Raw genomic sequence first — 15,392 nt, 5'->3', positions numbered from 1 at the left:
AGATTCCGGCTAAAGCCGGGACTACAATACGTACGCTGGGTGCTTCAGATTCGGGGTGATGCGGGGCTTCCAGAACGGGCTAAAGCCCGAACTACGTACTCAGAGGAGCTGCTGATTTGTTATTCGGGAGATTTTCCTGAAGAGGACTGAGGTGCATGGCCTTGTTCAGCGATTCGTTGCTTACTTCAATTCGATGTTGTCGATGAGACGAGTGGTGCCGAAGAAGACGGCGACGGCAATGACGACGAGCTCGGTGGTGGCGGAGACGGGCTGGAGAGTCGTGGCATCCACGGCGGCCACGTAGTCGATGCGGCTGGAGGGGGCTTTTTCCTGGATGGTCTGGGTGATGAGGCGCTCCAGAGCGGCGGGGTCGCGCTCGCCGTTTTTCCAGGCGTCACGGGCGGCCACGAGTGCGGCGCGGAGTGCTGGGGCTTGTGCGCGTTCTTCGGGGCTGAGATAGCGATTGCGGCTGCTCATGGCGAGGCCGTCTGCCTCACGCACGGTGTCGATGGCATGCAGGACGACATTGAAATCGAGGTCGCGCACGAGACGGCGGATGATGGCGAACTGCTGGTAGTCTTTTTTGCCGAAGACGGCGTCGTCGCACTGAACGAGGTTGAAAAGCTTGGCGACGATGGTGCAGACGCCTTCGAAATGGCCGGGGCGGCTGGCACCGCAGAGGCGCTGCGAGAGGCTGGTCTCGTAGAGGGCGATGCTGCGATCTGCGGGATACAGTTCATCGGCCTTGGGTGCGAAGATCATGTCCGCGCCGTTGTCACGGCAGATGCTGAGGTCCTCGATGAGGGTGCGGGGGTATTTGCTGAAGTCTTCGCCGGGACCAAACTGGAGGGGATTGACGAAGATGCTGACGGCGACATTGCCGCTCTGGCCGGCGATCTCGCGTGCGGCACGGATGAGCGCGGCGTGGCCATCATGCAAAGCGCCCATGGTGGGGACGAAGACGCAGCGGGCGCCTTTGTTGATGGTGCTCCAGGAACGAAGCTGGCGGATGTTGTTGATGACGTTCATGATTTTAAGTCTCTGGATTCAAATACGGCGTAGCCCAGGGTAAAGAGCGTAACGTTTACGGCGAGCAGCACTGCAAAGCTTCGCGCAATGATCGGCCAGTCGATGGTCTCAGCGAGAACCCGGGCCCAGACGGAGATGTGCTTGGTCAAAAGGAGATGCTCGTAACTTTCCATGAACCGGCTCTCACGCAGAATCATGTCCACCAGAGAATAAGATAATGCACCAATGGTGGCGGCGGCGGGTTTGATGGGGAAGCAGGAGAGGAAAAACGCGATGCTGCTGATCGTCGTCATGCCCAGACCGAGTGTGATGGCCGCCAGCATGTAGCGCTGGAGCCCGGGCAGCCAGTCATAGAAGGCAATGACATTGATTTCCGGGGCAAACGCAAAGAATCCGCCCCCCGGCCCCTTCATGGCAATACCAAGCAGGAAGGCCACAAAGAACAAAAAGAAAATCAACAGCACCGCATACGAACTGGCGGTGAGGTATTTCAGCAGCAGCAGCCGAAAGCGGCTGACCGGACGGGCCAGAAGCAGACGCAAGTGGCCGTCCTCCGCCTCCTTTGCCACGATGTCTCCCGCCACGAGGGTGAGGTAGATGCCGCCAAGGATGAACACGGCCAGCTTCACCACGATGAATGCGAGAGTCAGGGCAGAAATGTAATATTCGAACGAATCCGTCTGGGGCGCGATGACCTTGGCCATCCATTTTTCGAAGCCCAGGGTTTTCAGCATGACCAGAATGACCACCTGTAAAACGGAAAAGACCCCGAACCCAATGTAGGTGCGCTTTCGTGCAAAGAGCTTCAAGAGCTCGCCATACCACTGCTGGAAGAAGAGCGTCATGATCTTGAGGAGAGTCCCATGTAAAGTTCTTCCAGCGTGTGATGATGCGTCTGCCAGGCATTGACCTGCACTTTGCCATTCACGAGTGCGGTGACGAGTTCATGGGGCTCCATGTTGAGCGGGACTTCGACGATGCCGTGTTTGTCCATGGTGGCGCCGCAGCGGTCGAGGACTTCGCGGGCGAGGCCGATGTCGTTGGTTTTGAGCTGGAAGATGCGGCGCGATTTTTCCTGCGAGGGGACGGGGCCTTCGAAGACTTTTTTGCCGTCCTTGAGGATGACGCAGCGATCGCACATCTGCTCGACTTCGCCGAGGAGATGGGAGTTGAGCATGATGGTCATGCCGTGGTGCTTGCGGAGGTGGAGGATGAGCTCGCGGAACTCGCGGATGCCTTCGGGATCGAGGCCGTCGGTGGGTTCGTCGAGGAGGAGGATCTTGGGCTGAGGCAGCAGGGCCTGGGCCAAGGCGAGGCGCTGACGCATGCCGTGGCTGTAGGTGGCGGTTTTTTGCTGGATGGCGCGGGTGAGATTGACCATCTGCACGACGCGTTTCACCTCGGCCTCGTCCCACCAGCCGGAGAGGGAGCAGAGGACGCGGAGGTTTTGCCAGCCGCTGAGGTAATCGTAAAAAACGGCGGCCTCATAGATGGCACCGATCTGCTGGAGGGCTGCGCCGCGATTTTGCTGAACGCTGCGACCGCCAATGCGGACCTCGCCGGCGTCCGGGCGCACCATGCCGAGGGTGATGCCCATGATGGTGCTCTTGCCGGCGCCGTTGTGGCCGAGGAGGCCGAGGATCTCGCCTTCGCGGACTTCGAAGCCGACGTCATCGAGCGCGAGCCGCCCGGTGGGCCAGCGCTTGGTGAGGTGTCTTACTTCGAGGAGTGCCATGGAATGTGACATTGGCGTGATGCCGCTGCGGATGCGAGTTTTTAGTCACTCTGCGCAGAAGAAGTCGCCAAATTCGCATTTACACCGTGGCTGCCCGACTGCATTACTGCGGCCTGTCCACGCCCCCCTTTTTGCCATGCAGTTTTATTTCCCTACGACCCTCAATCTCGGCCAAGAACACAGCGAAGGCTTTCACCAGGAACTGCTGCGTGGGCTGACCCACAAGCTGAACAACCTGCTGGCGGTGATCCAGGGCTTTAGCAGCTTGATTTTGATGACGGACGACCTGGATCCGGGTGTGAGCGAAAACATGCAGCACATCCGTGAAGCATCTCTGGGGGTGACCAATCTGAGCGAGCGCATTCGCTCCGCCGGCGGCTGTGCGAAGATCACGCCGCAGTCACTCGGTCTGAACGAATACCTTCCTGTCATTGAAGGCGCGGTGATGGAGCCGTTTCAAAAAGAGGGCGTGCAGCTTGAGGCTGATGTGCAGGCCGGTCTGCCGCCGATCCTGGTGGATCCGACGAAGTTCAAAGACATCCTGACCGAGTTGCTGAAAAACGCCGCTGAAGCTGCCGCCAAGGGTGGTGGCCGCTGTGCGCTGAAGATTTGCGGACCGGGCACGATCACTCCTGCTGAACAGCGCCGGGTGGACATTCTGGTGAGCAACACCGGATCCCAGATCGCCCCGGAGAAGATTCAGGAGGTTTTTCGTCCGTTCCATGGTTCCAAGAACAGCAATCACCTCGGCCTGGGGCTGACGATTGCCGCGATGCTGAGCCATCAGATGAACATCCAGCTGGGCGTGGCGTCTGAGAACAACACGACCACGTTTTGGCTGAGCTGCCCGATGGTCTAGGACCTTCGGCTGAATGTTTTTTGAGTTTTGACGTTTAATTTAGATGCAACGGAGGCACGGCCTTCGTTGTCGTATTGGACATCATCCTTTGGAGGTCTCTCATGAAACGATCCGTTCTGTTCGCCGCCTTGCTGCTCAGCGTGCTTCCGGCCAGCGCTGCTCCGAAGAACTACGGCACGATCACGACACGTGATGGCAGGTCTTTCTACGAGTGCCAAGTCATGCACATCTACCCTGATGGTGTGACCTTCGCACATAAGAATGGTGCGGCTAAAATCCTTTTTGGAGAGCTTCCCGAGAGTCTGAGGAGTGAATTTCGCTACGATCCGAAGGCGGAGGCCGAATATCAGAAGGAGCAGGCTGCTCTGCGCAAAGCAGAGCAGGAGCGGCAGAAGCAGCAGGAGATCGCGATGCAGGAACGGCTGATGGAGGCGAAGATGGCCGAGGCGAGCTATCTGGCGACCGCGAGCCGTCTCGCAGCCACGTCAGGATCGGTCGCAGGCACTCAATCCCCTTCGTGGGTGGGGACGCCGATCACGGGTCCGGCGGTGGGTGGGCGGTCCTACAGTGGGAGCAGCTACTCGCGTTTTGGCTACCCGTATGGGTACTCGGGCAGCGGCTATTATTACGGCGGAAGCTATGGCTACCCCTATGGCGGCTATTCGTATGGGAGCTACCCGTACTACAGCGGCTACTATCCGAGCTACGGGGGGTATTATGGGGGCGGCTGTGGCCCCACGATCAGCGGCCAATGGAATCTGGGGCATGGGATCCACATCGGGATCGGAACAGGGGGTTTTGGTTTCGGTGGCATGCATCACCACCATCATTGAGAGATTTGCTTCGGTGATCTGAAGCATTAAAAGCTGGCAAAAGTGGCGTTTTGGAGTCAAATCCAGAACTATTATGAAAACGTTCTCACTTCTGATTGTCACGCTTCAATTGGGATTCGCGGTTTGTGCGAGTGCAGAAGAGCCAACCACGATCGAAACGGCTCAAGGCAAAACGTATGAGCGGTGCAAGATCATGAAACGTGACCCGGATGGGGTGTTGTTTTCGCACAGCAAGGGTGTGGCGAAGGTGTTGTTTTCGGATCTGTCCGAACCGATGCGCAATGCGCTGGGGTATGATGCCTTCAAAGCCGATGCGTATGAGAAAGAGCAGGCGGAGGCACGCAAGGCGGCGGTGCAGGCCAAACGCGAGCGTGAAACCAAGATGGCCGAGGCCATGATCGCTGCGCAGGCCAAGTATGCGGCGCAACAGCCGGTGGTGTATGTGCAGCAGCCGAATGGCGGCTACATGCAGAGCCTGGCACCCGTGCTGGGGCTAGGACAAATGGGAGCGTATTATTATGGCGGGGGCTATCATGGACATGGGATGTACCGGAATCGCGGCTGGAGCCCCAGCAACTCCAACATTGGTGCAGGCAGCGGTGGCGTGTATGTGCCGCAGGGACATGGCCTTAACTTCTATGGCTCCCCCAACGTGAGCTGGAGCCCGACGCTGGGGTACACGGATCTGAACAACCATCTGCCGGTGCTCTTTGATCAGCCGCATTCGGGCGTGGTTCCCGGTGTGGGGATTCATGGGAGCACCTCGATTGGGCATCATCGATAGAGCGTTTTAAATCTTATAGCGCTCTTAACTGATGCCCTCGTGCGGGGCACAAAAGCCAGTCCCCTCACCCCTGCCTTTGACTTCGTCTATTTGCCTTACGGCGGTCTTCGACCCGCTGCGCTCCGGTTCCCCCGAAGAAAAGGATTCGGTGTCGTCGTGTGCCAGGGGCGGGGAGAGGGAGAACCGATTTGGCTGCACTTGATTCAGTGGACACGTAACGCTCCAGACCCTTGCCAACTGAGGCTGGGAAGGATTTGATGGCATTTGAGTTTAACACGCGATGAACTGACGGGCGGGCTGTCGCCACACCCAGCTTACGGCCGAGGCATGCTTCATGTGCGCCTGGTCCTACACAACTGCACGCTGCAGCCATCCTACGGGGGCACGAAAAAGGGCGGATCTGTTGCCAGATCCGCCCGTGGGAAAAATCATGCGTGGCTGATTAGATCAGGCCGGCACCTTTGAGGACGTTGTAAGCGCCGTTCTTGTCGATGGTCTTGAGGGCGCGGGCGCTGAGCTTGACGTCGATGAACTTGTTGAGTTCAGGAACGAAGATGCGCTTCTTGCGAAGGTTCGGGAGGATGACGCGCTTCACACGCTTGGTGATGTGACGACCGATACCGCCTTCTTTCTTGGCTTTACCGCTGCGATGGATGTGGTGGCCGCGAGTAACGCCGACGCCGGTGATTTGACAGATAGTAGCCATGATGAGTTCTGGGGAAAAATTGGGGCGCGATACTAGCCGAGGAGAGAGTGACGTCAACCAAAAGTCTGCCTTTCCGGCTTCAGCGGGTCGGACGGCCCACCATGAGGCTGGTCATCTGGGGGTTCATGAGGTAGCCGATGCCGAAGTTCAGGGGCTTTACAAGATACTTCCCGGAGGAGTAGGCGGCGACCAAATCCGGCTGCTGGTGGCCGGAGAAGATCTCCAGGGTGCCGCGATAGTTGCCGTAGAGCCAAAGATTCCAGCCGTAGCGGCTGAAGTCACGGAAAGGGATGCCGGAGGGATCCTGCACGATGGCGCTGCTGTGGCGCAGCAGGTAGTCGCGGATGTTGGAGAAGCCGCTTTCGTGCATGAGGTAGGAGGCGCTTTTCAAGAAGGCTGGAACGCGGCCCAGGCGAGAAACGAAGGTCAGGAACGGGCCGCTGGGGGTGACGCCGCCATTGGAGAGGTCCTGACGGAAGTAGAAGACGCGCTTGGAGGAGCCAAAGCCGCTGCGGCAGCGAATCATGAGGCCGGTGTTTCCTGAGGAACCGGAGAGCGTGACATTGCCAGCGCCATCCAGACGAACCGTATCCACGGAGTCCACCGTGTGGCCGGTCCGTGACATGAAGGCCATCAGCAGCGGCAGCACGCCGCGAAAGCGGGTGGCCTGCAGATTGCTGCGCATCTCCGTGGTGATGAAGTAGCCGTTTTGCATGATGTTGGCGACGGCGTTGTGGAGACCGGTGAGGCCGGCGTCGATTTCGGACTGGGACAGATCGCTCAGCCGAGGAAGGGGTTCGGCTGGCTCCAGACCGCAGAGGACGTAGGTCTCTGCTGAGGGAAAGAGGGCGCTGGCAAAGAGGAAGTCCGGCCCGCTGAAGGGGTAGAACATGGCGTTGGCATTCCTGATGTCGCCGATCTCTTCACTGGCCCAAGACTGCAAGGGGCCGCGGCGGAGGTTTTGGTGGGCCGCCCAGAGGCTGTCCATGCGCTGCTTGTGCGCGGTGACGGCGGCCGTCTGGCTGTAGGACGAGTCCAAGCCGGCGAACAAGCGGGAGATGTCATTGATGGAGCCCGAATGCGTGGGCACATTCATGGACACGGCACCGTTAAAGAGCGGAACATTGCCTGCGCTCTCTGCACGTTTCACGCTGCCGCCACCGAGGGCATCCAGCACGCTGTTCCACTGGCTGACCTTGGTGGCTACCGAGTAATTTTTAAAGGCGTCCTCAGGCAGTGCACAGGCCGCGAGCAGCAGCAGCGCCGACAGCGCAGCTGTCACCCGGCAGAACGTGGAGAGATCATGATTTCTTGGAGCCATCATAGAGCCACGAACGTACCCGACCGAAAACGACCTCCAAGTAAGTCTTTGTAAGGAGAAGCCGCTTTATTTAGGGTCTTTTTTATTCATTATGAATATTCAGCGCCACTGTTTTAGGGCGCTGAATATTCAAGAATCTGCGGACCTGACTGCTTACTTCGGCTGGTGCATGCCGATGCAATGGAAAGCGCCACCTTCGGTGACGAGATCCTTGGCCATCATGGAGATGATTTCACGGCCGGGGAAGCATTCGGAGATCTTGTCTTCGGCGGCGGCGTCCTTCTTCTTGTGACCGAAGAGCGGGACGAGCACAGCGTTGTTCATGATCATGAAGTTCGCGTAGCTAGCTGGCAGACGGCTGAGGCGCCAGTCCTTCATTTCGATGGCCTGGGGCATTTCGATCTCGATGATCTCGAGCTTGCCGCCATCGGGGGCTTTGACGTCGTCGAGACGCTCGCGGATATCCTTGAGCACGCGGTGGTTCGGGTCAGAGTCACGGGGCTCGACCATGCAGATGACGGCGTCTTCACGGATGAAGCGCACGATGTCGTCGATGTGGCCGTCGGTGTCGTCGCCTTCGATGCCTTTCTTGAACCAGACGATGTCTTTGACACCGAGCATGGCCTTGAGTTCTTTTTCGACCTCGGCCTTGTTGCCGGGTTTGCCGCCGTGGCGGTTCGGATTGAGGAGAACGGCCTCGGTGGTGAGGAGGGTGCCTTTGCCGTTGGTTTCGATGGCTCCGCCTTCGAGGATCATCTTGGAGGTGAAACGCTCCATCTTGAGAGCGGCGGCCGCTTTCTCAGGGATGGCGTTGTCGAGGTCCCATGGCGGGAACTTGCCGCCCCAGGCGTTGAACTCCCAGTCGGTGATGGCGACCTTGCCGGTTTCGTTGTGCTTGATGAAGATCGGGCCATGGTCACGGCACCAGACGTCGTTGGTGGCGTTCTCGTAGAGATCCACCTGGCTGAGATCGCCCTCGTTGTCGGCGATGCTGAGGCGGATGTTCATGTGGCTGAGCATCGGGGCATTGATGCGCACGCGCTCATAGCGGGAGATGACGCTGGCGATCTCGCCGAACTTGTCCTGCAGCTTGTGGTAGGTCTTGGGGCAGCTTTCCTTGTTGGAGGGCCAGGAGAGCCAGATTGCCTCCTGCGGCTCGAATTCGGCGGGCAGACGGTAGTTTTGGGGATAGGAGGCGTTACTCATCGATGTAGCGTTTGGTCAGGGGAGCGTAGGTGTCAATGCGGCGATCACGGAAAAAAGGCCAGATGCGGCGGAAATCTTCCACCGCAGAAAGGTCACACGGCACGATCAAAATCTCTTCATCGCTCACGGAGGCCTTTGCAACGATTTCTCCATAAGGATTTGCAACAAAGCTCTGGCCCCAGAATTCGCTCTGCTGCTCGGTGCCGACGCGGTTCACGGCGGCGAGGTAGCAGCCGTTGGCGACGGCATGGCCGCGCTGGACGGTCTCCCAGGCGCAGTGCTGGGCGGCACCGAGGGCGGCCTTTTCACTGGGGAGCCAGCCGATGGCGGTGGGGTAGAAGAGGATCTCCGCGCCCATGAGGGCGGTGAGGCGGGCGGCTTCCGGGTACCACTGGTCCCAGCAGATGAGGACGCCGATGCGGCCGAATTTCGTGTCCCAGACGCGGTAGCCGAGGTCTCCAGGGGTGAAATAAAACTTCTCTTCGAAGCCGGGGTCCTGGGGGATGTGCATCTTGCGGTACTTGCCCATCACGGTGCCGTCGGCGTCGATGACGGCGGCGGTGTTGTGGTAGAGGCCGGGGCCGCGTTTTTCGAAGAGGGGGACGATGATGACGACGCCGAGTTCCTTGGCGAGGGGGGCGAGTCTGTCTGTGGTGGGGCCGGGGACGGCTTCGGCGAGATTGAAGAGTTCGGTGTCCTGGGTGATGCAGAAGTAGGGGGTGTTGAAGAGTTCCTGCAGGCAGATGATCTGCGCGCCACGGGCTGCGGCATCACGAATGAGACGTTCATGCTGCTGCACGCTTTCTTCCTTGCTTGAAAATGCCCGGCTTTGCACCAGACCGAGAGTCACCTTTGCCATAAGAGGGTGACGGTTCACCGCCTGCCGGGGAATGCAAGAAAAGATGGGTGGCGGGAGTGGTGCGGAGGGGACTTCATGCCACGCGAGCGGCATGCCTTTGATGGCGGCATGGACGGCGAACCTTTTTTTTGAGCCTGCCATGTTGCAGACCCGAAATTTGGGACCCGCAGCAGCGGTTCCCTACCAGCGCCGGGGGCGTGCGTGTGTGCAAGACGCTTGACCTGCGCTGGAGGACGGGCGGGCTATCGCCACACCCATCCTACGAGCCGGAGGCGTCAGGCGCGGTCAGCGGAGAACTTGCCTGCGCCGGTGAAGAGGAGGGTGACGTAGGCGAAGAGGTAGACCATGGCGAGCTCGCCGCTGTGTTCCCCGGTGAGGGCCATCTTATGCACCATGAAGAAGGCGGTGCTCATGGTGATGGCCAGCATGAGTGCTGCCAAGCGGGTGAACAGGCCGAGGATGAGCAGCGCTGAGCAAACGACTTCTGCGAAGACGGCGAGGCCTGCGTTTACTGTGGAGGACATGCCGAACAGCGCTGGGAATTTTTCCGCCGTGGCGGAGAAGTTGAGCAGCTTGCCGCGGCCGTGGAGGAGGAGCATGGAGAGGCCGACGGAGAGACGGAGGATGAGCAGGCCGAAGGAAGGAGACTTGGGGAGGAAGGAGAGATGGAGGAGCTTGAGCATACGTGGGGGGTAGTGTGTGTGAGGCGCTGGAGCATGGCGGTGCACAGGATGTGCCGACAAGTTAAAAGATTGATGCGGGGATGCTGGGAAGTGATGGCTGGTTGTTGAAGTAAGGCGCAGGGGCAGCCCGAGCATGGGGCCAAGGGGAGAGGTTCGCGATTTAGCGGCGGGTTGTGTCACCGCTACGCGGTTCCGCGCATGGTGCGGTGCACCGTGGGCTGGCGCCCATGGCTACCGTTGTGTCAGCGCTACGCGCTTTATGAGGAGGCAGACGAGACAGATGCTTTTTCCATCGGCTCACTGTGAGATGGGATGGTTGTGCCTGCGTGCGCGCTGAAAGGCGGGTGCTTGAGGAAAGGGGGAAGCGGGTGGGGCGGCAGGTGGCGCTGGGATGATGGATTCTAGGGACGCGCACAACGCGTCCCTACCAGCCGTGGGGCTGCGGGCCGATGGGTTCTGCGTGGATGGCAGGCATCGCAGTTTCCAAAACTCATTTCCGTTTGGCTGGCTGTTTCTTGATCGAGGATCCAGGGCTTCCATCTTGCTCCTTCGCTTTACGAGCTACGGAGGACGCGTCCCTCTCCTGCGTCGAGCCCCGAAGGATCTGAACTCATGGCGGCTCAATGGTGGAACGGAGGATCACTTTTTTGGCTTGAGGCGAGGAAAGTGCGCAGCGCTTTTGGAGTGCGGCTGCGCAATCCTGAAAGGGTGCAGCTGCCGCTTTCGAACGTCTCGTGGCACGCGTGCGCTGACGGGCTGGCGGAAGTTCACCGGCTCCCGCCTTCGAATAAGCAGTGGTATGCGTGAGCCGAGCAGCACGTCGAAAGCGGTAGCTGCGTTCGTTCCTCACTGCGCAACCGCAGTCCATATCGGAGGCGCGCGCAGCGTTTTGGAGTGATGCCGTGTCATTTGGAAAGGGAGACGCGTTGGGAGCAAGGCACGTCCCACTGCTGCGAATGGTCGGATGCCGATAAAACCGTGGAAGTTATGCGGGAGGACAGGTCGACAGGCGGCTGGTTGAGGACAGAGAGCCCTGCCAGCGCTGGACATGCACGTGCCTGACGCGAGGTAGGGCGCCTGGTCCTCCAAGCGCGTCGAGCGCCACCACGCGCTGCTTTCAGGAAATCCGTTTTGGGAAATGCTCTTCCATGATCAGACAAGTCAGATGGCGGGGGCAGGATGCCCCCGCTCCGCTTCTGATTAGCCGAGGGCGGACATCATTTCTTTGAGCTTGGCGAGTTTCTCCTGCCAGTCGGTTTTGCGCTGCTGGTGCTCATCGAGCACTTTTTGCGGGACCTTGGAGGTGAACTTTTCGTCGGCGAGTTTGGCGGTGACCTTTTCCAATTCGGATTCGACTTTGGCGACTTCTTTGCCGATGCGGGCGCGCTCGGCTTCGACGTCGATGAGGCCATCGAGGGGGAGGAAGAGGGTGCCTAGCGGGGTGAGGGCGCTGGGGGTACCTTGCGTTGGGGAGAAGGCGGCATCGACATCGAGAGGCTCGGCATTGAGGAGGATGCGGAGGACTTCGATCTCGTGAGCGGGGAGTTCCTGGCTAGGTTTGAGGACGAAGCGGACGCGCTTGTTGATGTTGAAGGTGCTCTTGAGGCCACGGCCGAGATTGACGGCTTCGTATTTGTCGTTCGCGGTCTTTTCGTCCTCGGGGAGAATGCCGAAGTAGGCGAGTTCATCGGCATCGAGGGGCTTCGGCCACTTGGCGAACATGATGCTGTTGCCGCCTTGATCTGCGGGGAGGTCGGCGTTGAAGGCCATGCCGTGCCACAGCTCTTCAGTGATGAAGGGCATGAAGGGATGGAAGAGGCGCAGGGTGTTGCTGAGGACGAAGTCGATGACGGCCAAGGTGTTGGCTTTGCGCTTGTCGTCGGTGCCTTGAAGGACGGCTTTGCTGGCCTCGATGTACCAGTCGCAGTACTCGCTCCAGAAGAAGCGGTAGAGGGTGGCGGTGGCGTCGCTGAAGCGGTAGTCTTCCAACGCAGCGGTGACTTCGGCGATGGCGGTGTTGAGGCGGAGGAGGATCCACTTGTCGTCGCTGCTGAGGAGCGCGGCGCTGATCTCTGTTTCGGTTTCGCCACCCTGCATCTGGCGGAAGCGGGCGGCGTTCCAGAGCTTGGTGCAGAAGTTGCGGCCGAGTTCGACGTTCTTCTCATCAAAGCAGATGTCCTGGCCCAGCGGGGCACTGCGCATGATGCCGAAGCGCAGGGCGTCGGCGCTGAAGCTGGCGATGAGCTCCAGAGGATCGGGCGAATTGCCGAGGGACTTGGACATTTTGCGACCTTGTTTGTCGCGGATGATGCCGGTGAAATAGACGTTCTTGAAGGGGAGCTCGCCCATCCATTCGAAGCCGGCCATGATCATGCGGGCGACCCAGAAGAAGATGATGTCGGGGCCGGTGACGAGGTCGGTGGTGGGGTAGAAGGCCTTCAGCGTGGCGGTCTTTTCGGGCCAGCCCATGGTGGCGAAGGGCCAGAGCCAGGAGGAGAACCAGGTGTCGAGGACATCGGGGTCTTGGGTGAAACCAACATTCTTTTCCAAAACGCTCGCCTGTTTTGCGTCGAATAGACCACACAAAGAAAGCCGGAAACGTCCAACAACGCTAGCATCAGACGCATCTTCAATCTCTAACAGCTCGGAGCCGGTCCATTCTTTACCAGTTTCGAGGTTTTTGGCTTTGATCTCATCGAGGTCGAAGCCTTCGCTCTCAAGCGCATGTAACTCGGCGCAGGCCATACGAAGATAGTCAGCTTCTTTGCTCCACACCGGAATGCGGTGGCCCCACCAGACTTGGCGGCTGATGCACCAGTCTTGGAGGCCGGTCATCCAGTGGTCGTAGGTTTTGGCCCAGCGGTCGGGGTGGAAACGCATGGTGGAGGCGCCTGCTGCTTTTTGCGTTTCGGTGGCAGGCTGGTCTGTGGGGTCGGCTGCCACAGGGACGGAGTCCGGCGGGACGCCGGACTCGGCACGCGGGACGCGTGCGCTCCCTTCCACGCATTCGCGGGCTTCTTTGACGCTGGGGTATTTGAGGAACCACTGTTCGCTGAGACGTGACTCGATGGGCACGTCGGCTCGCTCGGAGAAGCCGAGGTTGTTTTGGTAGGGCTCTTCTTTGACGAGGCTGCCGATTTCGGTGAGGAGTTCTGCCGCGCGTTTGCGGGCGGCGAAGCGCTCCATGCCGGCGAGGTCTTTGCCAGCGAGGTCATTGAGGATGCCATTGGGCTGCATGACGTCAATGACGGGCAGGCTGTGGCGCTGGCCGATTTCGAAGTCGGCCTTGTCGTGCGCGGGGGTGACTTTGAGGACGCCGGTGCCGAAGGTGAAATCGACGTGCTCGTCCGCGATGATGGGGAGGAGTTCCTGATTTTCGACGGGGAGCGGGCGGCGGACGTGCTTGCCGATGAGGTGGGTGTAGCGCTCGTCCTTGGGATTCACGGCGATGGCGGTGTCGCCAGGGATGACTTCGGGACGGGTGGTGGCGATGGTGAGCCAGGTGCCGGGTTCTTCGACCACTTCGACTTTGAAGTGGTACATGATGGCGTTCTGGGGCTTCATGACGACCTCTTCATCGCTGAGGGCGGTGAGGGAGGAGGGGCACCAGTTGACCATGCGCTTGCCACGGTAGATGAGGCCCTTTTTGTAGAGGTCCACAAACACGCGCATGACGCAGGCGTTGTAGTCGTCGTCAAAGGTGAAGCGCTCGCGGCTCCAGTCGCAGGAGGCACCGAGTTTCTTGAGCTGCTCGATGATGATGCCGCCGTGCTTTTCCTTCCATTCCCAGATTTTGGCGACGAGGGCTTCGCGGCCGAGGTCATCGCGGTGCTTGATGACGCCCTGTTTTTTGAGGGTCTTTTCGACGACGTTCTGCGTGGCAATGCCGGCGTGGTCGGTGCCGGGGAGCCAGAGGACTTCTTTCCCGAGCATGCGGGCGCGACGGGCGAGGATGTCCTGGATGGTGTTGTTCAGGACGTGGCCGAGCGTGAGGATGCCCGTGACGTTTGGCGGGGGGATGACGATGGAGTAGGCCGGGCGGGCCGCGCTCACGCGAGCGGGGTCGGCTTCAAAGCATTTGTCGTCCAGCCAGCGCTGATACCAGCGGGCTTCGACTTCCGCGGGTGTGTAGGTCTTGTCGAGTTCGGGCATAAAGGGCGGCCAAGATGGGGGAAAGCGGGCGGTTTGCAAATGGGGAGGCGTTTCCAATGTGCCACCCCGGGGTGGCAAGACCGCCCGGCACGCCAGGGCCTATTCGCTTATGATGTCGCCTTGCTGCCTCAAAACGCCGGCGGGCATTAAGCTGTTCCCCTCACCCCGGCCCTCTCCCCGAAGAAAATATTTGTTGTCGGCGTGTGTCAGGGGCGGGGAGAGGGAGAAGCGCTTTGGCGGCCTAGATTTCTCGGATGGAAAGTTATTTAGAACGTTCTATCGCATGGGCATGGAGAGGGGGGGCCCATGGGGGGCATTTCGGGGCGGGGATCGCGGAGGATGTCGGGGACGGTGTGGGTGCGGCGGGCTTCTTCCTCCATTTCACGCTCGGTTTTGGGGGGTGATTTGTCGGTCAGAACGCTGCAGGCAGGCAGCAAAGCCGTCGTGAGGAGGATCAGGGTGATGGTGTGTTTCATAAAATGGATCACTTGGGGAGCCGGGCGTTCAGATCCTCCACATACTTGCGGTCCTCATCGCTCAGGCGTTCGAGAGGTACTTCGACGGGTTTTTGGTTTACCAGCAGGCGGATTTTGCCCTCGCGGATGAGGGTGGGCTTGTCGGGCATCTTGGGTGGTGGCGCTTTGCCTGCGGCTTCACGGGCGGCGGCGGGAGTGGCGGCTTCAAATTCGATCACGGCATCCTCAAAGATGATGATGGCGCCGAGGAGGGATTTGCCATCGGTGCTCTTCCACTGGCGGGGCTCGCCGAGGCGAAAGTAGGAGGTCAGCCTGGTCTTGGTGGGTGGCGCGGGCTGGGTGGTGGCATTGACACTGACACCGCTGGTGCCGCCGCTGCCATTGATGGTGCGGGTCTCAAACTTCTTGCCGGTGGACGGCAGGACCACCTGCGCGCTGAGCGGCGCTGCCATCGCAAAGAGGATGAGCCAGGCTTTCATGCCGGGAGGCTACCATGGTTTTGGGCCGAGATGCAACAGACCTCTTGCGGAACTGATGGCCGCATGGAGGGCGTTTGATCGCGGCGGAGGTGCGTGCAGGCGCTGCTGGTGAGCGCGGCGTGTGGCGGAGTTTTGGGTTTGCTTCCCGGCAGGGTGGTGCTGTTACCAGGGTAGCCTCGCTGAGGCTCGGCAACCCTTCGCTATGGTTCGTAACCCCTTTGGGGTTGTCGGCTTTTCGAGGGGTCTTCTGCCCTCAGCATTGCACCAACA

At 59.9% G+C, this 15,392-nt stretch carries 14 protein-coding genes; 3 read left to right on the top strand and 11 right to left on the bottom strand.

Annotated features, from left to right (window positions below; translation table 11 throughout):
- Nucleotides 1–180: 180 nt before the first annotated feature.
- The 3 genes from panC to WAW39_RS13600 are packed head-to-tail and all read right to left on the bottom strand — an operon-like array spanning nt 181 to nt 2,764.
- Nucleotides 181–1,029: a pantoate--beta-alanine ligase gene (gene panC, locus WAW39_RS13610; protein WP_422319703.1), complete on the bottom strand. Its 849-nt coding sequence runs from the start codon at nt 1,027–1,029 to the stop codon at nt 181–183.
- Nucleotides 1,026–1,874: an ABC transporter permease gene (locus WAW39_RS13605; RefSeq protein ID WP_422319701.1), complete on the bottom strand. Its 849-nt coding sequence runs from the start codon at nt 1,872–1,874 to the stop codon at nt 1,026–1,028. Before WAW39_RS13605 ends, panC begins: the two co-directional genes overlap by 4 nt.
- Nucleotides 1,871–2,764 (bottom strand): ABC transporter ATP-binding protein, encoded by an 894-nt coding sequence (locus WAW39_RS13600; protein WP_422319699.1) that lies wholly within the window; start codon nt 2,762–2,764, stop codon nt 1,871–1,873. Before WAW39_RS13600 ends, WAW39_RS13605 begins: the two co-directional genes overlap by 4 nt.
- A 136-nt stretch (nt 2,765–2,900) precedes the next feature.
- On the opposite strand from WAW39_RS13600, the gene WAW39_RS13595 reads away from it, so the two are divergent.
- The 3 genes from WAW39_RS13595 to WAW39_RS13585 all read left to right on the top strand — a co-directional run bounded on the left by WAW39_RS13595 (nt 2,901) and on the right by WAW39_RS13585 (nt 5,240).
- Nucleotides 2,901–3,623 carry a sensor histidine kinase gene (locus tag WAW39_RS13595; protein ID WP_294402018.1) on the top strand — a complete coding sequence of 241 codons (723 nt, stop codon included), beginning with the start codon at nt 2,901–2,903 and terminating at the stop codon, nt 3,621–3,623.
- Nucleotides 3,624–3,724: 101 nt separating this feature from the next.
- Nucleotides 3,725–4,456, top strand: coding sequence for a hypothetical protein (locus tag WAW39_RS13590; RefSeq protein WP_422319695.1), 732 nt, complete (start codon nt 3,725–3,727; stop codon nt 4,454–4,456).
- 193 nt (nt 4,457–4,649) lie between these two features.
- Complete coding sequence (locus tag WAW39_RS13585) at nt 4,650–5,240, top strand: hypothetical protein (RefSeq protein WP_422319693.1); 591 nt, start codon at nt 4,650–4,652, stop codon at nt 5,238–5,240.
- A 442-nt stretch (nt 5,241–5,682) separates the two neighbouring features.
- Here WAW39_RS13585 and rpmB read toward each other — a convergent pair whose 3' ends face one another.
- The 8 genes from rpmB to WAW39_RS13545 all read right to left on the bottom strand — a co-directional run bounded on the left by rpmB (nt 5,683) and on the right by WAW39_RS13545 (nt 15,122).
- Nucleotides 5,683–5,946 carry a 50S ribosomal protein L28 gene (gene rpmB, locus WAW39_RS13580; protein ID WP_395732180.1) on the bottom strand — a complete coding sequence of 88 codons (264 nt, stop codon included), beginning with the start codon at nt 5,944–5,946 and terminating at the stop codon, nt 5,683–5,685.
- Nucleotides 5,947–6,025: 79 nt separating this feature from the next.
- Nucleotides 6,026–7,270 carry a hypothetical protein gene (locus tag WAW39_RS13575; protein WP_422319690.1) on the bottom strand — a complete coding sequence of 415 codons (1,245 nt, stop codon included), beginning with the start codon at nt 7,268–7,270 and terminating at the stop codon, nt 6,026–6,028.
- A gap of 150 nt (nt 7,271–7,420) precedes the next feature.
- Nucleotides 7,421–8,473, bottom strand: a complete 1,053-nt coding sequence (locus WAW39_RS13570; RefSeq protein WP_422319688.1) for an agmatine deiminase family protein — start codon at nt 8,471–8,473, stop codon at nt 7,421–7,423.
- On the bottom strand, nt 8,466–9,332 hold the full coding sequence (locus WAW39_RS13565; RefSeq protein WP_422319686.1) for a carbon-nitrogen hydrolase: 867 nt from the start codon (nt 9,330–9,332) through the stop codon (nt 8,466–8,468). The genes WAW39_RS13570 and WAW39_RS13565 overlap by 8 nt, the downstream gene beginning before the upstream one ends.
- Nucleotides 9,333–9,607: 275 nt before the next feature.
- A complete protein-coding gene (locus tag WAW39_RS13560) occupies nt 9,608–10,015 on the bottom strand; it encodes a DoxX family protein (protein WP_422319684.1) in 408 nt (135 codons plus the stop codon).
- A 1,200-nt stretch (nt 10,016–11,215) separates the two neighbouring features.
- Nucleotides 11,216–14,167 (bottom strand): valine--tRNA ligase, encoded by a 2,952-nt coding sequence (locus tag WAW39_RS13555; protein ID WP_422319682.1) that lies wholly within the window; start codon nt 14,165–14,167, stop codon nt 11,216–11,218.
- A 266-nt stretch (nt 14,168–14,433) separates the two neighbouring features.
- Complete coding sequence (locus tag WAW39_RS13550; RefSeq protein ID WP_422319680.1) at nt 14,434–14,643, bottom strand: hypothetical protein; 210 nt, start codon at nt 14,641–14,643, stop codon at nt 14,434–14,436.
- 8 nt (nt 14,644–14,651) lie between these two features.
- Nucleotides 14,652–15,122, bottom strand: coding sequence for a hypothetical protein (locus tag WAW39_RS13545; protein ID WP_422319678.1), 471 nt, complete (start codon nt 15,120–15,122; stop codon nt 14,652–14,654).
- Nucleotides 15,123–15,392 lie beyond the last annotated feature (270 nt).

Origin of the sequence: Prosthecobacter sp., assembly GCF_049294395.1 — a bacterium.
Lineage (GTDB): Bacteria > Verrucomicrobiota > Verrucomicrobiia > Verrucomicrobiales > Verrucomicrobiaceae > Prosthecobacter.
The sequence above is the reverse complement of the archived record's forward strand: the minus strand, read 5'-3'. Positions and strand labels throughout refer to the sequence as shown.